This is a genomic window from Streptomyces mutomycini (genome assembly GCF_001700505.1).
In the GTDB taxonomy this organism is placed as follows: Bacteria; Actinomycetota; Actinomycetes; order Streptomycetales; family Streptomycetaceae; genus Streptomyces; species Streptomyces mutomycini.
In genome coordinates this window covers 1-20,697 of the sequence record NZ_MAPV01000191.1, presented here as the reverse complement: position 1 = coordinate 20,697, position 20,697 = coordinate 1, and the positions used below count along the sequence as shown (strand labels likewise).

At 73.2% G+C, this 20,697-nt stretch carries 16 protein-coding genes; 6 read left to right on the top strand and 10 right to left on the bottom strand.

The genetic code is table 11. The annotated features are described in order from the left end of the window. The 8 genes from BFF76_RS24945 to BFF76_RS24905 form a co-directional block, all read right to left on the bottom strand. On the bottom strand, window positions 1–1,571 hold a 1,571-nt coding region (locus tag BFF76_RS24945), incomplete at its 3' end, for a serine/threonine protein kinase (RefSeq protein WP_244167341.1). Beyond that, window positions 1,568–2,905 (bottom strand): coiled-coil domain-containing protein, encoded by a 1,338-nt coding sequence (locus BFF76_RS24935; RefSeq protein WP_031092050.1) that lies wholly within the window; start codon window positions 2,903–2,905, stop codon window positions 1,568–1,570. The genes BFF76_RS24935 and BFF76_RS24945, both read right to left, overlap by 4 nt. 46 nt (window positions 2,906–2,951) lie before the next feature. Then, on the bottom strand, window positions 2,952–3,986 hold the full coding sequence (locus BFF76_RS24930) for a glutamate ABC transporter substrate-binding protein (protein ID WP_031092048.1): 1,035 nt from the start codon (window positions 3,984–3,986) through the stop codon (window positions 2,952–2,954). 11 nt (window positions 3,987–3,997) lie between these two features. After that, window positions 3,998–5,380, bottom strand: a complete 1,383-nt coding sequence (locus BFF76_RS24925; protein ID WP_065849101.1) for a hypothetical protein — start codon at window positions 5,378–5,380, stop codon at window positions 3,998–4,000. A 296-nt stretch (window positions 5,381–5,676) separates the two neighbouring features. Next, window positions 5,677–6,645, bottom strand: a complete 969-nt coding sequence (locus BFF76_RS24920; protein ID WP_065849100.1) for an N-acetylglucosamine kinase — start codon at window positions 6,643–6,645, stop codon at window positions 5,677–5,679. Next, window positions 6,636–7,901, bottom strand: a complete 1,266-nt coding sequence (locus tag BFF76_RS24915; RefSeq protein WP_065849099.1) for a 6-phospho-beta-glucosidase — start codon at window positions 7,899–7,901, stop codon at window positions 6,636–6,638. Before BFF76_RS24915 ends, BFF76_RS24920 begins: the two co-directional genes overlap by 10 nt. 99 nt (window positions 7,902–8,000) lie before the next feature. Next, window positions 8,001–9,161, bottom strand: a complete 1,161-nt coding sequence (locus BFF76_RS24910) for an ROK family transcriptional regulator (protein ID WP_065849098.1) — start codon at window positions 9,159–9,161, stop codon at window positions 8,001–8,003. Between the two features lie 172 nt (window positions 9,162–9,333). Further along, window positions 9,334–10,401, bottom strand: a complete 1,068-nt coding sequence (locus BFF76_RS24905; RefSeq protein WP_065849097.1) for a mechanosensitive ion channel family protein — start codon at window positions 10,399–10,401, stop codon at window positions 9,334–9,336. 316 nt (window positions 10,402–10,717) lie between these two features. Here BFF76_RS24905 and BFF76_RS24900 point away from each other — a divergent pair, with 316 nt between their 5' ends. Beyond that, window positions 10,718–11,254, top strand: coding sequence for an HNH endonuclease (locus BFF76_RS24900; protein WP_053928608.1), 537 nt, complete (start codon window positions 10,718–10,720; stop codon window positions 11,252–11,254). A 19-nt stretch (window positions 11,255–11,273) separates the two neighbouring features. Here BFF76_RS24900 and BFF76_RS24895 read toward each other — a convergent pair whose 3' ends face one another. Next, complete coding sequence (locus BFF76_RS24895) at window positions 11,274–14,282, bottom strand: glycoside hydrolase family 84 protein (protein WP_065849096.1); 3,009 nt, start codon at window positions 14,280–14,282, stop codon at window positions 11,274–11,276. Between the two features lie 306 nt (window positions 14,283–14,588). Between BFF76_RS24895 and BFF76_RS24890 the strand changes: the two genes are divergently transcribed. From BFF76_RS24890 to alc, 5 genes are all read left to right on the top strand, one after another. Continuing rightward, a complete protein-coding gene (locus tag BFF76_RS24890) occupies window positions 14,589–14,921 on the top strand; it encodes a hypothetical protein (RefSeq protein WP_031092032.1) in 333 nt (110 codons plus the stop codon). After that, a complete protein-coding gene (gene malQ / locus BFF76_RS24885) occupies window positions 14,922–17,069 on the top strand; it encodes a 4-alpha-glucanotransferase (RefSeq protein ID WP_065849095.1) in 2,148 nt (715 codons plus the stop codon). Window positions 17,070–17,089: 20 nt separating this feature from the next. Next, window positions 17,090–17,320 (top strand): hypothetical protein, encoded by a 231-nt coding sequence (locus BFF76_RS24880; RefSeq protein ID WP_234316699.1) that lies wholly within the window; start codon window positions 17,090–17,092, stop codon window positions 17,318–17,320. A gap of 79 nt (window positions 17,321–17,399) precedes the next feature. Then, window positions 17,400–18,323: a LysR substrate-binding domain-containing protein gene (locus BFF76_RS24875; RefSeq protein ID WP_053928606.1), complete on the top strand. Its 924-nt coding sequence runs from the start codon at window positions 17,400–17,402 to the stop codon at window positions 18,321–18,323. A 59-nt stretch (window positions 18,324–18,382) separates the two neighbouring features. Beyond that, window positions 18,383–19,447 (top strand): allantoicase, encoded by a 1,065-nt coding sequence (alc, locus tag BFF76_RS24870; RefSeq protein ID WP_065849103.1) that lies wholly within the window; start codon window positions 18,383–18,385, stop codon window positions 19,445–19,447. A 5-nt stretch (window positions 19,448–19,452) separates the two neighbouring features. Here alc and BFF76_RS24865 read toward each other — a convergent pair. Continuing rightward, window positions 19,453–20,697, bottom strand: a 1,245-nt coding sequence (locus BFF76_RS24865) for an MFS transporter (protein WP_420877223.1), incomplete at its 5' end; no start/stop codon positions are given.

Sequence of the window (20,697 nt, the reverse complement as noted above, 5' to 3'; positions counted from 1 at the left end):
GGCGGGGTGACTGCCGGGGCGGCCGTCCGGCGGCGCCGACCGAAGCGTCCCGCGCCGCCGGACGGCGCCGCGGGACGGGCGCCGAGCCGGGACACCTCGTCGGTCGGCGCAGCGAACAGCTCCGTGTCCGTCACGCGCATCTCCACGCCGAACAGGGTCGAGAGGGCCGGCCGCGGACGCCCCGTCTGCAGGGCGACCACCTCCCGCAGCACCCCCGTCAGCTGCTCCGCCATCTCCGCGGCCGAGGAGAACCGGCGCGCCGGATCCGGGTCCGTGGCCCGCACGAGCAGCCGGTAGAACGACTCGTAGCGACGGAACACCTCGATGTTGTCCGGGTCCGGCAGCGAGTCCACGAAGACGTTGGTGTACCCCTGGAAGTCGAAGGTCAGCACCGCGAGCGTCCGCGCGACCGTGTAGAGGTCGGAGGCCACGGAGGGGCCGGCCTCGGCCACCTCGGGAGCCTGGTAGCCGACCGTGCCGTAGATGGCCGACTCGCCGTCGTCCATCCTGCGCACCGCGCCCATGTCGATGAGCTTGAGCTGGTCCTCGGTCTGGATCGCGTTGTCGACCTTGAAGTCGCAGTACAGCAGGTTGCGGCTGTGCAGGTGGCCGAGCGCCTCCAGCGCCTCGATCCCGTACGCGCACGCCTGCTCGACCGGCAGCGGGTCCCGCCTCCCTGCCGGGGTACGGAGCTCGTTGGCGATCTCCTTGAGCGACTTCCCGCCGACGTACTCCATCACTATGTAGCCGTCGAGCGAACCGGTGCGCTGGTCCAGGTGTTCCACGAAGTTGTAGATGCGGACGATGTTGGAGTGCTCGATCTCCGCGAGGAAGCGCCGCTCCGAGATGGCCGCCGCCATGGCGTCCTGGTCCCCGGTGTCCAGCAGGCCCTTGAGGACCACCCAGCGGTCGGAGACCGCCCTGTCCACCGCGAGATAGACCCAGCCGAGCCCGCCGTGCGCCAGGCAGCCCGCCACCTCGTACTGTCCGTGCACGATGTCGCCGCCGCGCAGCTTGGGCACGAAGGAGTACGGGTGCCCGCACTTGGTGCAGAACCCCTCGGTGCGGCCCGGCCGTTCACCGCGGGCCCTGCCCACCGGCGCGCCGCAGTCGGAGCGCGAGCAGAACCGCTTCCGCTCGGGAACCTCCGGTTTCTCCATCACCGCCGTGTACGGGTCGGGCCTCGGCACGTCGGGAACGAGCACCAGGCCCGCGCCGAGCCTGCCGCGCCCCGAGGTCGAGCCCGTGGAGGATCCCGAGGAGCGCACCGACACGGACCGGGACGTGGAGCTGCCGGACAGGGAGCGGGAGAGCCGCCCCGACACCGAACGCCTGGACGTCGACGAGCGGGACGAGGACCGGGCGGACGCCTGCGAACCGGTCCGCTGCGAGGTGCTCCCGCTCCTCCTGCCGCCGGCAGCCCCGCCGCCCGCGATGCCGGTGGGCGGTGAACTCACCATGCCCGTCGGCGAGACGACCGGCGCGAGACCGCAGGTGTCGCAGTACAGCTCGCCGCCGCCCATGTCCTCGTAACCGCCCCCGCACTCGGGGCGCTGACACTGCGTACTCACGATCTCTCCCCCTGTCCGTCGTGCGCGTCCGGGCTGTGCGGTGTCAGCAGATCCGTGGCGGCCCGCTGGTAGCGCAGCACCGCCTGTTCGGCGACCCGCAGATCGCACGGCGCGCTCCACAGCATCCGGCGCGCCGCGTCGTACCGCTCGATCAGGAGAGGGTCCTCCGCCAGACCGTGCCGGGCCACCTTCGCCCTGTACGCGTCCAGCCTGCCGCGCAGCTCCGCACGGACCGCGAGCGGCCCGGTGACGGAGGTCAGCGACTCCCGGGCGCGCAGCAGTTCCTCCTCCGCCTCCCGCTCCAGCGATTCCAGCAGCGGTGACAGCCGGTTCCACTGCGAGTGCCTGCGGTACGCCGACGCCGCAGCGAGCCGCTCCTGCAGCACGGTCGGCGGTCCGCTGACCGCGGGCACCTCTGAGGCGGCGATCTTCGCCAGCACCTCGCCGCGCGCCAACCGGGCCTCGGCGAGCGTACGGTTCGCGCGCGACAGCAGGTCCCGCACCTGGACCAGGCGCTGCTCGGCGTCCTGCCGGACCGCCAGCACCGCCTCGATCTCCCGGCGCACGTCCTCCAGTGCGCGGGCCGCCCGGTCGTAGCGCGTGGTGTCGGCGCGCCCGCCTCCGGGTGCCGCGCTGCCGGGGCCCGGCACCCAGAACGCCAGCGGATCCGAGATCACCTGCTCCCGCAGCGTGGTCAGCTCCTCGGCGATCGACTCCAGGTCGTCACCGGCCGGATGCTCCCCGGGCCGCACCCCGACGGAGTGCGCCAGCGAGCCGGTGCGGCGCAGCTCGGCGGCCAGCAGGTCGATCCGGGCGGGCAGCGCCGACCATACGGAGTCCGACGCGAGGATCATGTCCAGAGCCTGGGCGTACAGGTCGTTCATCCGGGCGACCAGCTCTTCCAGCGTGAACCGCTCGGACAGCCGGGCCGGACCGGTGAGCGAGGCGCCCGGGCCGGCCGCTGCCTGGTTCGCCACGGTCACACCGTCGCCGCGCAGCAGGTCGGTCAGGGCCACCAGGTCGCTCCTGCCGGGGTAGCGGCGCCTGGCCCGGATCTCACGGGCCGAGGCCAGCGTGCCGGCGTAGGCGTCGAAGTACCGCCAGAGCAGCGTGATCGACCGCTTGGCGGAGCCCCAGCGCTCCTTGGTGACACCGGCCAGAGTGGCGCCCTCCAGGAGCCGGCGGCCTGCATGCTCCTCCAGGGCGAGGAGCGAGGTCTCGATGGCCTCGTGCTCCGCGCGGAGCCGGGCCAGCGTACGGTCCGCCTCGTCCCGGCCCATGACCGGGCCGGGGGGCCTCCCCGTGAAGCCGGGGAAGGATCCCGCCACGCCCATCGATCACCTCTCCGTTCGTGCCGCCGGGCCCGGGGCCCCGACGGCTTCAGTTGCTGCGGTACTTCGGCGCCGGGGGCCCCGTGATGCCGGGCAGTCCCGTCGCCAGCCACTCGCGGTACGACGTCATCCAGGGGCTGTCGTCGCCGCCCCGGCGGTAATCGTCCAGTACGTGGTTGACCCGGGCCACCAGGTCGTCGGCGCCGAGCTTCGCCGCGACGCCGTAGTACTCGGTGGTGAACGGCTTGTCGCCCTTGAGCTCCACCGCCGGGTCCTGGGCCGCCTGGCCGGCCGCCAGCGCGTTGTCCGTGACCACCGCGTCGACCTCGCCGAGCTGGAGCCGCACCAGGCAGTCCAGCTGGTTGGGGACGGTCAGCAGGTCCTCGTCCAGCCCGGTCTCGTCGTGCTCGTCCCTGAACACCGCGCCGAAGGACTCCTCGTTCAGCGCGTCGTACGCCGTCGAGCCCTCCGCCGTGCAGACCCTTTTGCCCTTCAGGGACTTGTCGTAGCCCTCGATCGAGGACTCCTTGGGGGCCAGGACCTGCTGGCCGGCCTGGAAGTACGCCGTCGAGAACGCAACCTGGCCGGCACGCTCGCAGTTGATCGTCATCGTGCGCACGACGACGTCGACCTTGTCGTGTTCCAGCGCGGCAATCCGCTGGTTGGTGGGGATGGCACGGAAGATCACCGCGTCGCGGTCACCGAGGATGTCCTCCGCGATCGCCCGCACGAGATCGATGTCGAAGCCCTCCAGGGTGCGGCTCTCCGGATTCCGGTAGCCCCACTGGAAGCTGTTCTGGTCGACGCCCGCTATCAGCTTCCCGCGCTGCTTGATCTTCTCGATGCTCGGGCCGTCGGCGTCCGACGCGGGCACGCTCGCCTCCGGGTCCTTGCACGTCTCGGCCCTGTCCGGCATGGAGGCGGAGGCGTCATGGCCCGCGCTCCGCCCGCCGAACGTCCCGTCGCCGTGCGCCAGCGGCAGCAGGGTGAGCGAGGCGGTGACGACGCAGGCCACCGCCATGCCCGTCACTCCGCCCCAGCCGTGGAGCCTGCCGCGCGCGGCCCGGTTCTTCACCCTGGTCATCGCTCGTCCCCTCACCGGTACTCCGAGAGCCTGCGGTTGACCCCGACGACCGCGGCGGCCGCACCCAGCACGGCGAGGACCGCGGCCCCGATCGGCAGCCCGCCCAGCGCGCCGCGGCCGTCCTCGGCCGCCGCGTCGAACTCGTCCTGTTCGTGGGCGAGCGCCTTCTCCAGCGCGTCGTCGACCCGCTCGAAGGACTGGCCCGTGGAGTTCTCCGGGCCGATGATCTGCTGCAGCGCACTGTCGTACTCGCCCCGGTCGTCCGTCGTCCGGGCCTTCTTGTGGCGTTCCTGCCACTCGGACACGCTGTCGATGGCCCGACCCACCGGCTCGCTCCCCGTGAGGTCGTCGGCGAGCTCCTCCGCGCTCCTGAGCTGTGCGCCGAGTTCCTTCATGCCCGTGCTGTAGTCGGTCTCGTACTGGTCCGTGCCGTCCGGGGTGAGTACGGCACCACGGGCGACCAGGGTGAGGTTCTCATTGGAGCGCGCCTTCAGCGAGTTGATCCGAGCCTTGTTCAGGACGTCGAGTGACTCCTGCCCGTGCACCGTCGCGCTACGCAGGTCCGCCCTGGCCAGGGTGTGCCCGACGGCCAGCCACAGCAGCACCACGGCCGCCGCGGCCGTCGCCGCGAGCAGCCCGTGGTTGAAGACGCGGTTCGTCCTGCGGTAGTTGCGCCGCTGCATCCACACCAGCGCGGCAAGTGCCACCACTCCGGCACCCAGGGACAGGAAGGGGAACTGCCGCGCGTCGGCCGAGTCGGCGGCGAGCCGTCCGGTCTCGGCGGCGTACAACCGCTCGGCCGCGGGGAGGAGTTCGGCCGTCATCTTCTGGTTGGCGTAGCGGAGGTAGGCACCGCCGAGCGGCAGCCCCTGCCGGTTGTTGGCGCGGGCCCGTTCGACGAGACCGGTGTACTCGGGGAGTTGCTCGCTCAGCGTCGTGATCTCGCGGTGGGAGGAGGTCGAGGCGTCGGTGCTCGCCGCTGCCTCGACCAGCAGCCGGGAGGCCTCCTTGATGTCCGCGTCGTACCGGGCGAGCACGTCCGGGGGCTCCTGCGCTCCCGCCAGGAAGCCGCTCGCCGCCATCGTGTCCGCGTCGGCCAGCGAACGGTAGATGCGCGCGGCGTCCGCGCTCAGCGGCTGGCTGCGGGTCACCACGTCGTCGGCGGACGAGGCGCGCCCGGAGATCTCCAGGAACGTGACCGCCCCGAACGCCACGACGAGCAGGGCCAGCGCGGCGCCCGCGATCCGCAGCCTGCCGGGCTCGGTCGTCGCCGCGGCACGGAGCCGCTCGGCCGCGGTCCGGACGCCACCGCGCTGCGCGGGCACGGTCACGGGCGCGGACGACCGATCCGTCCCGGGCTCCCGCGGCGCGGTCCCGCTCGGCGGGTATGTCACTTGACCTCCCCCTCGGTCACTGACGACGGCCCGGCCCCCCGGCCGACCGGGGGACGACTGGTCCTGGCCCAGAAGTATGGCCCCAGGGACCACCATCCACCAGGAATGCCCAAATCCCTCGTCTTTCCCCGTATTCGATCAGGACGAGCGCGGACGATCAAGGCGTTGTCCCGGGACGGCGGCTCCGGAGCGGGCCGATCCCTCTCCTCATGACACGTACGGGGAATCTGACCGGTTCCCGTACGCGAAGGGCGTCCCGTGACACACAGCCACGGGACGCCCTCACTCACCGGCCCTCAAGTGTAGTGCGCCCGCAGTCTGTTGTGCGCCCGGGGGGCGGCCCCCGTGTGGTCCAGACCCAGCAGCGCGGCGCCCAGCACCGGTGGAGCCGACACGACCCGGACCTGCGCCTTCGGGGCGCGTACGGCGAGGAGCCCGGCGATCCGGCTGTCCAGTGCCGGGTGGCGGGCCGCCAGCACACTGCCGCCCAGCACGACCGGCACCTCCTCCTCCAGCAGACCGAGCCGGGCCAGCGCGACCGAGGCCATCGCCACGACCTCGTCGCCGAGCCGGTCCACCAGGTCACGCGCGATCCGGTCCCCGGCCGCACCGGTGGAGAACAGCACCGGGGTCAGCTCGTGACGGCGTTCGTACGGGATGTGCCCCAGGTGCAGCGCCTCGATCAGCGCGTACATCGAGTCGAGCCCGAAGTGGCCCGGCAGGGTCCGCGCCAGCCCGGTCGGCTCACCGCGGCCGTCCTCGGCCCTCGCCGCGAACCACATCGCCTCCTCCGCGAGCCCCGAACCCCCGCCCCAGTCACCGGACATACGGCCGATCGCGGGGAAGCGGGCGGTGGCTCCGTCCGGCCGCATGCCGACGCAATTGATCCCCGCGCCGCACACCACGGCCACACCCCGGGGGCCGTCGGCCCCCGCACGCAGTATCGCGAAGGTGTCGTTGCGCACCTCCACGGTGCGGCCCCAGCCCCGGGCCCCCAGTGCCGCGGTCAACTCCGCCTCCTCGACCGGGAGATCCGCGTTGGCGAGACACGCCGACACATGTTCGACACCGTCGGCCCCGGCCGCCGCGAGTGCCCGGCGGACCGCATCCGCCAGCCCGTCCACGGCCACGTCGATCCCGACGGCCGGCGGCTGGAAGCCGCCACCGCGCGCGGAGCCGAGGACCGTGCCGTCGGCGCCGATCACGGCCGCGTCGGTCTTGCTGTTGCCCGCGTCGATCGCGAGCACATGTGCGGTCAGGCCCACGCCAGGTGCTCCCGGTTGTGCGCGACCAGCTTGTCGGTGAGCGCCTCCGCGTACTCGAACTGGCCGATGAGGGGATGGGCCAGCAGCGCCTTGAACACCCGGTCGCGGCCACCGCGCAGCGCGGCGTCCAGGGCCAGGTCCTCGTACGCGGTGACCTGCCCGATCAGCCCGGCGTACAGCGGGTCCGGCGTGGCCACGGCGAGGGGGACCGCGCCCGTGCCGTCGACCCGGGCCTGGACCTCGATCACCGCGTCGTCCGGCAGGAACGGCAGCGTCCCCCTGTTGTACGTGTTGACCACCTGCACCGCGGAGCCGCCCCCGCCGAGCAGCGAGGACGCCAGGTCCACGGCCGCCTCCGAGTAGAAGGCGCCACCGCGCTCGCCCAGCAGCGCCGGCTTCTCGTCCAGGGCCGGGTCGCCGTACATCTCCAGGAGTTCCTTCTCCATCGCGGCGACCTCGGCCGCGCGGGACGGCTTCGTGCCGAGCTCCCTGACGACCTCGTCGTGCGTGTAGAAGTACCGCAGGTAGTAGGAGGGGACGACGCCGAGCCGGTCGACGATCTGCCGGGGCATGCGCAGGTCGCCGGCGATCGCGTCGCCGTGCTCCGCGAGCAGCCTCGGCAGGACGTCCTCACCGTCCGGGCCGCCCAGGCGCACGCCCGTCTCCCACGTCAGGTGGTTCAGCCCGACGTGTTCGAGGTGCACCTCACCGGGCGTCACGCCGAGCAGCGCGGCGAACTTGCGCTGGAAGCCGATCGCCACGTTGCACAGGCCGACGGCCTTGTGCCCGGCCTGGAGCAGCGCCCGGGTGACGATCCCGACCGGGTTGGTGAAGTCGATGATCCACGCGTCGGGGTTGGTGCGGCGCACCCGCTCGGCGATGTCGAGGACGACCGGCACCGTGCGCAGCGCCTTCGCCAGACCTCCCGCGCCGGTGGTCTCCTGGCCGACGCAGCCGCACTCCAGCGGCCAGGTCTCGTCCTGGTTGCGGGCGGCCTGCCCGCCGACGCGGAGCTGGAGCAGCACCGCGTCGGCGTCGGCGACCCCGGCGTCCAGGTCCGAGGTGGTGGTGATCCTTCCGGGGTGACCCTGCTTGGCGAAGATCCGCCGCGCGAGGCCGCCGACCAGTTCCAGCCGGTCGGCGGCCGGGTCGACGAGCACGAGCTCCTCGACCGGCAGGGTGTCCCGCAGCCGCGCGAAACCGTCGGCCAGTTCCGGGGTGTAGGTGGACCCGCCACCGACTACTGCGAGCTTCATCTGATTCCTTCGTGGACGATCCGCCCGTACGCGGCGGAGGGATGGAGTCCTGCGGAGCAGGGCGGCCGGCGGCGGTCCGCCACCGGGGCGACGGTTGTCTCAGGCTGTGTCGAAGACGCTGTCGCGCGCCTGGGCGAGGGCCGTTCGCAGCGCACCGGTCAGGATCGGATCCCCCTCGATGTCGCTGATGCGGAGCAGCGGACGGGACAGCGCCAGACCGGTCATCTCGGCCTCGACCCGTTCGCGGAGTTCCTCCCCGCCGGCCAGGGCCACCTGGCCGGAGAGGACGACCAGTTCGGGGTCGACGACGGCGACGACGGCGGCGAGGCCGGTCGCCAGTCTGCGGGCGACCTCGGCCAGCACGGCCTCGTCGGCGAGGGCCTCGGCCAGCGGCCTGCCGCCGGCCAGGCCGCGCACGGCGGGGCAGGAGACCTGGCTCTGGAAGCCGCCCCCCGCGCCGGAACCCGCCCGGCCGGCAGCGCCGCCGCGGGCGAGCGGGGCGCCGGGCAGCGGCATGTAGCCGATCTCCCCCGCGCCGCCGGTGGCGCCGCGCAGGAGGGCGCCGCCCAGCACGATCGCGGCACCCACGCCCTCGTCGAGCCAGGCGAGCACGAAGTGGTCGTGGTCCTGGGCCGCACCCGCGTAACTCTCGGCGACGGCCGCGAGGTTCACGTCGTTCTCGATGACGACCGGCCTTCCGACCACCTCGGCGAGATCCGCGAGCAGGGTTCGGGAGTGCCAGCCGGGCAGATGGGGCGCGTAACGCAGCTGTCCGGTGCGCGGGTCGATCGCGCCCGGGGTGCCCACCACCACGGCGGCCAGGTCGGCGTGGCCGAGCCCGGTGGGGCGCAGGGCACCGTCCACGGCCTCGGCGACGAGCTGTGCGGTGCGGTGGCGTACGTCCTCCGCGACCGCGTCGGCCTCGACCCGGCAGGCGCCGACCACGGTGCCGGTGATGTCGGCGACGACCGCGTCGATGCCGGTGGGCCCGGCGGAGAGGGCCGCGACGTGGCCGGCCGCCGGGTCGATCCCGTAGAGCACGGCGTTCGGCCCGGGCCGCCCGCTCTGGCTGCCGGTCGAGCGGACCAGGCCCGCCTCCTCCAGCCGCGCCAGCACCTGTGAGGCGGTGGGCTTGGAGAGCCCGGTCAGCTCGCCGATGCGTGTGCGGGTCAGGGGCCCCTGGGTGACGAGGAGATCGAGCGCCGCCCGGTCGTTCATGGCGCGCAGAACGCGGGGGGTACCCGGTGTGGGGCCGGCCATGAGTGACGCACCCGCTCTCTGTCAGGAAACTTTCCTGTTGATGAGAGGAAGGTAGGACGGCGTCACCCACCCGTCAAGGCGTCACACCCGTCAAGGCGTCACCCACCCGTCAATGGGAAGCGCCCCCGCAGGCAACAGAAGCGTTACCTGCGGGGGCGCTGTGCGCGGTGGGTCACTTCGCCAGATTCGGCGGCGCTATCGGGGTGGCGGCCAGAGACTGCGGCGACGTCGTCGACGCGTACGCCGAGGGGGCCGCCATGGCCGCCGTCGGGTCGGCGGTGGACGCCGCGTCGGGATGGAGCGGCGGGAGGGCGCCGATCATCCGGATGCCGGCCGCGTCCAGCGCCTGCTTGATGCGCCAGCGCAGCTCGCGCTCGACGCCCAGCGCCTTGCCCGGCATGGTCTTCGCCGTGACCCGTACGGTCATCGAGTCGAGCAGCACCGCGTCCAGGCCGAGGATCTCCACCGGGCCCCACAGCCGCTCCGACCAGGGCTCTTCCTTGGTCATGGTCTCGCCCGCCGCGGAGATCGCCTTGCGGACCGGTTCCAGCTCCTCGACCGGGCGCACCGTGACGTCGACACCGGCCGTGGACCAGCCCTGGCTGAGGTTGCCGATCCGCTTCACCTCGCCGTTGCGGACGTACCAGATCTCGCCGTTGTCGCCGCGCAGCTTGGTGACCCGCAGCCCCACCTCGATGACCTCGCCCGAGGCGACACCCGCGTCGATCGTGTCACCGACGCCGTACTGGTCCTCCAGGATCATGAAGACGCCGGAGAGGAAGTCGGTGACGAGATTGCGCGCGCCGAAGCCCAGCGCCACACCGGCGACCCCCGCGGAGGCCAGCAGGGGGGCCAGATTGATCTGGAAGGCGCCCAGGATCATCAGGGCCGCGGTGCCGAGGATGAGGAACGACGTGACCGAGCGGAGCACGGAGCCGATGGCTTCGGAGCGCTGCCGGCGGCGTTCCGCGTTGACCAGCAGGCCGCCGAGGGCCGTGCCCTCCACCGCCTGGGCGCTGCGGTTCATCCGGTCGATGAGGTTGGTCAGCGCGCGCCGGATCAGATAGCGCAGCACGATCGCTATGGCCGCGATGAGGACGATACGGAGACCGGTGTTCAGCCAGGTGGACCAGTTCTCCTCGACCCAGCCTGCGGCGTTCCCGGCCCGCTCGGCGGCTTCGTCCAGCGAGCCTGCAGCCCCGGGGGACGGAGCCGCGGCCAGGAGGGCGGACAGGGACACGGCGGGGACCTCCAGGTGGGGCGACAGCAGACCAACAACAGTAACGAAGCTCGGGGGGTGGTTCGTTGCCGCCGAAGAGGGAGAGACACGTCTCACCCCCGGGTGCGGAGGGTGTGGCCTGTCGCACTACGGGGCCGACGGCCCTGCTGAAGGGCCCCTTCCGGCGTCGCGGGGCCGGGCGGGCGACAGGCCGGTGAGGCAAATCCCTCGGGCCCGTTACCCGCACGTGGTGGCGCTCGGACCAGGCATGAGGAGAAACTGAGATGGATCGTCCCGGCGCGAGCCACGCGTCGCCGGCGTACAAGGAGGCATCCACGTGCCGCACGTCCTGGTTCTCAACGCTTCGTACGAGCCGCTCGGCGTCGTACCTCTCCGCCGCGCGCTCGTCCTCGTCCTCGAGAACAAGGCCATCTGCCTCGAGGAGTCCGGCGCCTTCATGCACAGTGCCACTCGTGCCGTGCCCGCGCCCAGTGTCGTCCGCCTCAAGCGGTTCGTGAGGGTCCCCTACCGTGGGCCCGTCCCCCTCACCCGCCGGGCGCTCTTCGCGAGGGACGGCGGCCGCTGCATGTACTGCGGTGCCGCCGCGACCAGCGTCGACCACGTCATCCCCCGCAGCCGCGGCGGGCAGCACGCCTGGGAGAACGTGGTGGCGGCCTGCCGCCGCTGCAACCACGTCAAGGCGGACCGTCATCTGCCCGAGCTGGGCTGGCGGCTGCGCCACCAGCCGGCACCGCCCAGCGGCCTCGCCTGGCGGATCATCGGGACCGGCCACCGGGATCCGCGCTGGCTGCCCTACCTGCAGCCGTTCGGCGCGGAGGACGTGATGGCCCGGATCGACGGCGTGTCCGCCTGAGGGCCGGGCCTCCGGTGCCTCAGGGGGTGTCCTTGTCCTCTCCGGCCACCGCGTAGGCCTCCACCGACCAGAGTGAGTAGCCGTACTGCGTGGCCCGGGCGTCGCCCTGGATCCTGATGAATCGGGTGTCCTTCGCGTCCATCCGGACGGCCTCGCGTCCGCCCCCTCCCTCCCGCACGGTCGCCGCCGTACGCCAGGTGCGGCCGTCCGGGGAGACCTGTACGCGATAGCGGGAGGCGTAGGCGTCCTGCCACCGCAGCACGACCTGGCCCAGCCGGACCGGTCCGGGCAGCTCGGCCTGCCACCAGGCGCCGTCCTCGACGGGTGAGGACCAGCGGGTCTCCGGGTCGCCGTCGGAGGCCGCCGCGGCCGGGAAGTCCGGGGTCTCGTCGCCGGACGAGGACGCCGTGGCCGTACGCACCAGATCAGGGCCCGCCGTGCGGGGGAAGGCCCGCACGATCAGAGTGCTCTCCTCGCCCCCGAAGCGCAGCGGCACCTCGTACTCGCCGGCCGGGGTGCCGTCCGGCACGGTGATGTCCACGGGGACGTCGGTGCGCGAGCCCCTGGTCACCGTCGTGTGCTTCGGCACCTTCACCTCGATGCCCTTGGGCGCCTTCGCCGTGAGCGCGCCCTTCACCTTGCCGGGGCGCCCGCCGGCCAGCCGCGCCTCCACCCGCTGGGTACCACCACCGATCACGGCGTCCGTCCTGTCGCGGACGAGTGCGAGCCGGGCCGCCGGCTCGTCACCGAACCAGGGGACCAGCGCCCGCACCTCCGGGGCGTCCGGGGCCGGGGCGGTGCGCGTGATCCCCGGGGTCAGGGGGCCGGCGAGGACCGGGTGGGCGGACGGCACGCTGACCCGCAGCGCGTCCGCACGCAGCCCCTTCACCGCCGTCTGTGTCCAGCCCGCCGCCGACAGGGGCCCGAGCCCGCGCCAGCCCTCACCCGGGACGTGGGCCTCCAGGACCGCGTCCGCCGTGCCGTCGCCCGGCCGGGCCAGCGTGGTGACGGCCTCCAGTGGGCGGGCGCGGTCGAGCCGCAGCGTGTAACCGTGCGCGTCCCCGCTCACCGTTCCCGCGTCCCTGTCGGTGCCGTTCCAGGCGCCGGCCTCATCGAGCACCCGGTCCAGGAACGGGTCCAGGACGCCCTTGCCGACCGTCGCCGTGCCCGCCCCGATCTTCCTGCGCAGCGGCTCCAGCTCCAGCTGGGCCTGCCAGGCGGCCGCCCCGTCGCCACGCTCCTGCGCCCGCAGCAGGTCGACGGCGAGCTCGCCCGCCCTGCCGTACCTGGCGAGCTGTTCGCTCCACGGCCGCACCTCGTCCCGGAGCCGGCCGCTCGCGAGGGCCTCCAGCTCCTGCGGCGCGCGCCGCATCACGCCGAAGGCCGCCCGCAGCTCACGGGCCGCCTTGCCGCCGTCGGCCGTGTCCGCCGGGTGCGCGGACGGACGTGACGCCCAGAACGCGGTCAGCAGCGGCCGGAGGTACGCGGACTCGTCGCCGCCCAGCAGCGAGGTGGCACTGTTGCCCGCCAGGGCGCCCAGGGCGGCCCGGGCGGTGGTGTCGCCGCCCGCCAGGTCGTCGATGGCCGCCTGCCAGGACTCCTGCGGCCGGTACCCCTTCGGGTTCCAGGCGAAGTCTGCGGCCGTGAAGAGGGGGATACGGGACGCCGACGGCTGCTCCATGGCGTTGGCGAGCAGCGCCGCGGACCCGCCGGCCACAGCGGGGTCCCGGCCGGTGTACGGGCCGAGGAAGATCCGGTCCTGCGCGTAGTCGTTGACCGGGTAGTTGTCCATGGTGACCAGGGGGCGGCGGAAGGCGGCCCGCGCGCCCGCCAGGTCGTGCCCGGTGATCGTCTCCGGTACGACCCCGACGCCGGTCCAGGCCACCTGTACCCGGTCGTCCAGCTCCGCGGCGAGTGCCGTGCGGTAGGCGGTGGCGCCGTCCTGGTAGAACTCGGTCGGCATCACCGACAGCGGCTCCGCGTCCGGGTGCCGGTCCGCGAGGTGCCGGGCGACCGCGCTCGCGACCCGGGCATGCGCCCCGGCCGCCGCCTCGGGTCCGCTGCCGAACGTCTCCGCGTCCTGGTCGCAGTGCCATTCGCTGTAGCTGACGTTCTGGAACTGCAGCTGGAAGGCCCTCACCCCGAGCGCCCACATCGCGTCGATCTTCCGGGTCAGCGCCCGCACGTCCTCGTCCGACGCCATGCACATCGCCTGGCCGGGCGAGACGGCCCAGCCGAGGGTCACGTGTTCGGCCCGAGCCTTCGCCGCCAGCGCACGGAAGTCGGCGCGCTCCTCGGCGGGATACGGCTCGCGCCAGCGGGCCTGCCGGTAGGGGTCGTCGCCCGCCGCGTAGAGGTAGCGGTTCTGCTTCGTGCGGCCCATGAAGTCCAGCTGGGCGAGCCGCTCCGCGCGGGTCCACGGCTGCCCGTAGAAGCCCTCGGCCGTCCCGCGCACGGCCGTGCCCGGCCAGTCGCGGACCACGGCTCCGGCGACGGTGCCGTCCTCCACGAGCTGGCGCAGGGTCTGGACGCCGTGGAACAGCCCGTCCTCGCCGACCCCGTCCAGCGTCACCGCGGGCCGGTCCCCGACCCTGCCCACGGCGAGGCGGTAGCCCCCGGAGGGCAGGTCGGCGCGTTCGGGCACGCGCATGGCCCGCAGCGCCCGGCCCGCGTCCGTGCCGCCGAGCCGGATCACCGGGCCCTTGCCGGGCAGGGTGTCGTGCACCCTGCGTACGCCGGCCTCCCGCAGGAGGGCCCTGAGCGCCTCCACGGCGTACGGATCGGCCTCCGGGCCGGCGAGGAGGGTGACCTCGGCTCCCAGGGTGACGGCCTGCCCGGACGCCTCGACGGACTGCGGGCGGGGCCAGACAGCGGGCAGCCGGCTGCCGTCGGCGCGGTCCGCGGCGGTCGCGGCAGGACCGGCCGGGGTGGCGGGGGCCGCGACGGCGGCCGGTGCGACCGGGCCGAGCAGCCCGCCGATCACGGCGACGGCAACGGCTGTCGCATGCCTCCTGCGCCCGAGCTTCACGCCGTACTCCTTCGCCCTCAGCCTCGCCCGGCAATGACGTCCGACCCCACCACCGGGGCGCGGGGGTGTCAATGCGCATGGCCGTTTTGGTGGAAATGCCCGAACTGTTACACGGTGTGGCGCGTGGGCGCCCTGGGGAGAGTCGCCAAGTGGCTGAAAATCTCCCATACCCGGCATGCGTGGGAACGGCATGTGACCCACGGCACGTTGGGCTCGTTGTCATAACGCCTATGTCACGTCCACGCCTGCACTCGCGTCAGTTGGGTAGGTCTGCTGTGTCCTGTTGTCCACGGCCAGGAGGCCAACATGCCCGCTTCCGCGCAGCTTCTGCTCTCCGCCCTCTCCAAACAGGTACCGAGCCCCATGGGTCATGACCCGCTTGCAGGCAAGGCGTCCCCGACCTTCACCAGCCCTCCGATGATCAGTGAGCTGCCGCTCGCCGACGTCTCCCACCTGACCGGTGAATCCGCGTTCGCCGACAGCGCCCCGCTGATCAGCGAGCCCCCGCTCACCAGTGAGCCCCCGCTCGCCGACGCCACACCTCTCACGAGCGAGCCTCCGCTCGCCGCCGTCGCCCCTCTGACCAGCGAGCCGACAGCACCTGGCACCGCAGGGGGCATGGAGTCCCCAGGAGTCTGAATGGGCTTGTCCCGGCTCGCCGCACTGCACGGCGTCGCCACCTCCTTCTCCCCGTCCGCGGATGTCACGGTGTCCGTCCCCGACGACACGGTCACGGCCGTGCTCGCCGCGCTGGGCGTCGACGCCGCCACTCCCGCGCAGGTGCGGAGATCGCTCGCCGCAGCCGAATCCGCAGCGGCCTCCCGACTGCTCCCGCCGACGGTGGTGGCCTGGTCCGGAGAGCCGCTGCCCGCGGCGCTCACCGCGCTGCCGCCCGGCGCGGTCCTCACGGTCGCCCCCGAAGAGGCGGCCGAAGGCGCGCCCCCGCCCCTGCGCATGCGGGTTCTCCCGGCTCCCGCGGCGACCGCGGACACCCCGAGGACACCCTCCTGGTGGACCGAACCGCCCCTGGGTGTCCACCGGCTGACCGTCCGTACCGCTGACCACGGCTACGCCACCGCCACCCTCGTCGTCGCTCCGGACCGCGTACCCCAGCCGCCCGCACACACGCACGGCTTCCTCGTCCAGCTCTACTCGCTGCTGTCCGCCCGCTCCTGGGGCATGGGCGACCTGGCCGACCTGGCCGACCTCGCCGCCTGGGCGGGACGGACCCAGGGGAGCGGGTTCGTGCAGGTAAACCCGCTGCACGCCGCCGTACCAGGCAGGCCGACCGACCCGTCGCCGTACCGCCCCTCCTCGCGCCGCTTCCCCGATCCCGTCCATCTGCACATCGAGTCGATCCCGGAGTACGGCCACGTCGGCGAGCCCGGCAGGGCGGCGCTGGACGACCTGCGCCAGGAAGCCGCGGCGCTGCGCGAGGCCGTGCTCAACAAGGGCGCGCTGATCGACCGGGACGCAGTGTGGGAGCTCAAGAAGCAGGCCCTGGAGCTGATCCACGAGGTCCCCCTGACCCCCGGACGCAGGGCCTCCTACTGCGACTTCCTCGCCGAGCAGGGCCAGGCCCTGGAGGATCACGCCCTGTGGTGCGCCCTGGCGGAGGTGCACGGCCCCGACTGGCGCGTCTGGCCCGTAGGGCTGCGCGACCCCCGCTCCCGGCTGAGCGCCCGCGCCCGCACCGAACTGCTGGACCGGGTCGACTTCCACTGCCGGCTCGTCTGGCTCACGGACACCCAGCTCGCCACCGCGCAGAGCGCCGCACGGGAGTCCGGCATGGCCGTCGGGATCGTCCACGACCTCGCGGTCGGTGTCCACCCCGACGGCGCCGACACCTGGGCGCAGCAGGAAGCCTTCGCGCACGGCATGTCCGTCGGCGCGCCCCCCGACGCCTTCAACGCGCACGGCCAGGACTGGGGACTGCCGCCCTGGCGCCCCGACGCCCTCGCGGCGTCCGGCTACGCCCCCTTCCGCCGGCTCCTGCGCGGGCTCCTCGCCCACGCCGGAGCTCTGCGCATCGACCACGTCATGGGGCTCTTCCGGCTCTGGTGGGTGCCCGGCGGGCGCCCGCCCACCGAGGGCACGTACGTCGCCCAGGACGCCGAGGCGATGCTCGCCGTCCTCGTCCTGGAGGCACACCGCGCCGGTGCCGTCGTCGTGGGGGAGGACCTCGGCACCGTCGAGTCCGGCGTGCGCGAGGCGCTCGCCCGGCGCGGGGTGCTCGGCACCTCCGTGCTCTGGTTCGAGCGTGACTGGGGCGGCACCGGACGCCCGCTCGCGCCCGAGAAGTGGCGTCAGGACTGCGTGGCCACGGCGACCACCCACGACCTGCCGTCCACCGCCGCCCGGCTGACGGGCGAGCACGTGACGCTCCGCCACCGGCTCGGTCTGCTCACGCGGAGCCTGGAGCGGGAACTGGCCGAGGACGCCGCGGACACCGCCGAGTGGCTGGCCTGCCTGGCCCGGCTCCGGCTGCTGCCCGAGGGCGAAGGCGACGAGGAGGCGGCGGTCCGTGCCGTCCACCGCTTCCTGCGGCGCACCCCGGCGCGGATGGCCGGGATCTGGCTCCCGGACACCGTGGGCGACCGCCGCCCGCAGAACCTCCCCGGGACCTGGGACCAGTACCCCAACTGGCGCCTGCCCATCGCCGATGCGGAGGGCCACCCCGTCACGCTGGAGGAGATCACCGCCTCGCCGCGGCTGCACCGGCTGATGGCCGTCCTGGCCGACGGCCCGGAGTCCCGTACGGCACCCCCGGGCGCGCGCCCCTCGTAGGCGTTCGCTACGTTTGCACCGTGGACAAGAAGAACGCTATGCGCGCCGGCGCCGTCGCGGCCGGTACGACGCTGATGATGCTGCTCATGTCGTCCCCGGCCCTCGCGCTGACCCGCGACGACGGTGACGACCCGGGCCCGGGTCTGAACGTGCTGGAGACCCTCGGCCTCTATGTCGCGGCACCGATCGTCCTGTTCCTCGTGATCGCGGGCCTGACCATGGTCCTCGACAAGTCCGAGAAGCAGGCCTAGAGAGCTCTGCCGAGAGCGCCGCCGGTACGACGTACCGAGCGGCGCACCGGCATGTCCGGGCTCCGGATAGGTTTCGGCCATGACCGAGTGGGACGTCAAGAAGCTCCGCATCCTGCGCACCCTGCGCGACCGTGGCACGGTCACCGCCACGGCCGAAGCGCTTCTCATGACCCCGTCGGCGGTCTCGCAGCAGCTGACCAACCTCGCCGGACAGCTCGGCGTGCCCCTGCTGGAGGCGCAGGGACGTCGCGTCCGGCTCACCGACGCCGCGCATCTGGTGCTCCGCCACGCCGAGGCCGTGTTCGCGCAGCTGGAGCGGGCCGACGCCGAGCTGGCCGGCTATCTGCGGGGCGACGCCGGGCAGGTGCGGGTCGGTGCCTTCTCGACCGCCGTGCCCGCCCTCGTCGTCCCGGCTGTACGTCTGCTGGCGGCCGGTGACCGGCCGGGGCCCGAGGTGCGGGTGCGGGAGGCGGAGGCGGCCCAGGCGTACGACCTCCTGGCGGCCGGTGAGGTGGACCTGGCGCTCTCCCTGGCGGCGCACGCCCCGACGGCCCGTGACCCCCGCTTCGCCCTGCTGCCCCTCCTGGCGGACCCGCTGGACGTGGCCGTGCCCGCCGGCCATCACCTTGCCGGCGCGCCCGCGCTCCGGCTGGCGGACCTCTCCCGGGAGGCCTGGATCTTCGGCGGGTCCGGCCCGTGGTCGGAGATCACCACGGCCGCGTGCGAGGCAGCGGGCTTCGTCCCGGAGCAGGCCCACAGCGCCGCCGGCTGGACGGCGATCCTCGCCATGGTGCGGGCGGGCATGGGGGTCGCCCTGATCCCCAGGATGGTCTCGGCGTCCGACCGGCCGCGCGACGGAGTGGTGATGCGGGTCCTGGAGGCCGACCGCCCCCACCGCCATGTGGTGGCGGCGGTACGGCAGGGAGCCGAACAAGGTCCGGCTGTCGCACGGGTGCTGGCGGCGCTGGAAGAGGTGGCCTCCACTTTCGTTAAGCAGAACTGAAAGAACCGTACGAAAACTTTCGATGGACCTGATCGGTGGCCGGGCGGCACAGTGAGCACATGCCCACCGACAAGATCCAGACGGAGCCCGGTTCCAACGACCCGCACGCGAACGACGCGGCCTCCTACGGCGGCGGCGACCCCTACGCCGACTACCGCTCGGGCGACTTCACCTTCACCGGGCTGGTCGACCTCGCGGACCGCCGTCTCGGAGCGGGGGTGATCGCCGCCAACGACGAGTTCTTCGCCGAGCGCGAGAACCTCCTGATCCGCGGACCGGCCGTCTTCGATCCCGAGCGGTTCGGCCACAAGGGCAAGATCATGGACGGCTGGGAGACCCGCCGCCGCCGGGGCGCGGACGGGGAGCACCCCTTCCCCGCCCCCGAGGACCACGACTGGGCGATCGTCCGGCTGGGCGCACCCGGAATCATCCGCGGCATCGTCGTCGACACCGCCCACTTCCGCGGGAACTACCCACAGCGCGTCTCCGTCCGAGCGACGGCCGTGGAGGGCGCCCCCGGACCGGAGGAACTCCTCGCCGACGACGTGAAGTGGGAGGAGATCATCCCGCCGACACCCGTACGCGGCCACGCCGCCAACGGCTTCGAGATCACCGGTGGCCGCCGCTACACGCACCTGCGCGTCTGCCAGCACCCCGACGGAGGCATCGCCCGCCTCCGCGTCCATGGCGAGGTCGTCCCCGATCCGGCCTGGCTCGCCGCACTCGGCACGGTCGACCTGATCTCGATCCTGAACGGCGGCACGTACGAGGACGCGTCGGACCGGTTCTACTCCTCGCCGGCCCAGATCATCCTGCCCGGCACCTCCCGCACGATGGACGACGGCTGGGAGAACCGCCGCCGCCGGGTCCGGGACACGAACGACTGGGTGCGCTTCCGCCTGCCCGCCAGGGGCGCGGTCCGCGCGGTCGAGATCGACACCGCCTGCCTCAAGGGCAACGCGGCCGGCTGGATCGGCCTCGTCCTGGACACCGAGGCCGTGGTCACCCACGTACGCCTGGACGCCTACCCCGACGGGGGAGTGGCCCGGATGCGCCTGCACGGCTCGCTGACGGAAGCGGGCGCGGCCGAACTGGCGCTCCGCTACGCCGAGTCGATGGCGTAGGCGAGTCAACTCTCCTTCCCCGCACGGTGGACGGCCGTGCTCCGGCGTCCGTCCGCCGTGCGGGGCCCGGTGTGAGGGCCGCCCGGACCGCCGATCACCCGCAACGTCACCAGCGCGAGCGCCGCGGTGGCCCCGCCCAGGATCATCACCGTCGTCGGGGAAGACGCGTCGACCACGATTCCGCCCCCCAGCGCACCGAGCGAGATGGTCGCCTGGAACGACGAGGTGAACAGCACGGAGGCCGCCTCCGGCGTCCGGGGCGCCGATGTCAGGAACCACATCTGGCTGCACACGGGCACCGCGCCGTACGCCAGCCCCCAGACGATCAGCAGCACCACCGCGCCGCCCTCATCCGTGCCGAGGACCGGCAACAGCAGGGTCGAGGCCGCCAGCATGCCCGCCGCCACACCGAAGGTGCCGCGCAGCGAGCGCCGTACGAGCGCGCCCGCGGCGAAGTTGCCGACGACACCCGCCGTGCCGTAGACGAGCAACACGAGGGTGACGAAGCGCGTGCTCGCGTGCGTCTCCACCTCCAGGAAGGGCGTGACGTAGGTGTAAGCGCCGAAGTGCGCCAGCACGACGAGGAACGTGACGATCAGTCCGGCCCGGATACGGGCCGCGCCGATCAGTCCGCCGAGGACGCCGAGGCCCGTGGTGCTCTCCGGCGGCAGCGGAGGCATCAGCGCGATCAGGGCCCCGCACACGCCCAACGTGAGAAGCCCCATCGCAGTGAACGCGGTGCGCCACCCGGCGGCATCGCCGAGAAACACCCCGAAAGGCACACCGAGCACCGAACCGAGCGGAACCGCGGAAAAGATCACGGAGGTCGCCCTGCCGACCTGCTCCGGGGGGACCAGACGGGGCGCGATCCCCGCGCCGATGGACCAGAAGGCGCCGATCGCGAGCCCGACGAGAACACGGGACGCGATCATGACCCAGTAGGCGGGAGCCGCGGCGGCGAGGAAGTCGGCCACCGCCAGCAGCAGCATCAGGGCGCAGAGCATGAGCCGCCGGTCGATCCGCCGGGTCGCGACGGTCACCACGGGGGCGGCGACGGCTGCCAGGAGGCCGGGCACGGTCATCATCAGTCCCGCGCTGCCGTCCGAGATCCCGAAGGTGGTGCCGATGGGCGTGAGCAGGCCGATCGGCAGGATCTCGGTGGTGACCAGGGAGAAGATGCCCACCATCACGGTCACGACCCCGAGCCGGCCGACCACGGGTGAACGGGCGGGGACGGGAGGGACCGGGGT

What these genes read in the sequence shown, in the direction of transcription:
- alc (WP_065849103.1), top strand. Translation starts at nt 18,383, where the DNA reads ATGCCCACCGACAAGATCCAGACGGAGCCCGGTTCCAACGACCCGCAC.
- BFF76_RS24910 (WP_065849098.1), bottom strand. Translation starts at nt 9,161, where the DNA reads ATGGCCGGCCCCACACCGGGTACCCCCCGCGTTCTGCGCGCCATGAAC.
- BFF76_RS24915 (WP_065849099.1), bottom strand. Translation starts at nt 7,901, where the DNA reads ATGAAGCTCGCAGTAGTCGGTGGCGGGTCCACCTACACCCCGGAACTG.
- malQ (WP_065849095.1), top strand. Translation starts at nt 14,922, where the DNA reads ATGGGCTTGTCCCGGCTCGCCGCACTGCACGGCGTCGCCACCTCCTTC.
- BFF76_RS24875 (WP_053928606.1), top strand. Translation starts at nt 17,400, where the DNA reads ATGACCGAGTGGGACGTCAAGAAGCTCCGCATCCTGCGCACCCTGCGC.
- BFF76_RS24890 (WP_031092032.1), top strand. Translation starts at nt 14,589, where the DNA reads ATGCCCGCTTCCGCGCAGCTTCTGCTCTCCGCCCTCTCCAAACAGGTA.
- BFF76_RS24930 (WP_031092048.1), bottom strand. Translation starts at nt 3,986, where the DNA reads ATGACCAGGGTGAAGAACCGGGCCGCGCGCGGCAGGCTCCACGGCTGG.
- BFF76_RS24935 (WP_031092050.1), bottom strand. Translation starts at nt 2,905, where the DNA reads ATGGGCGTGGCGGGATCCTTCCCCGGCTTCACGGGGAGGCCCCCCGGC.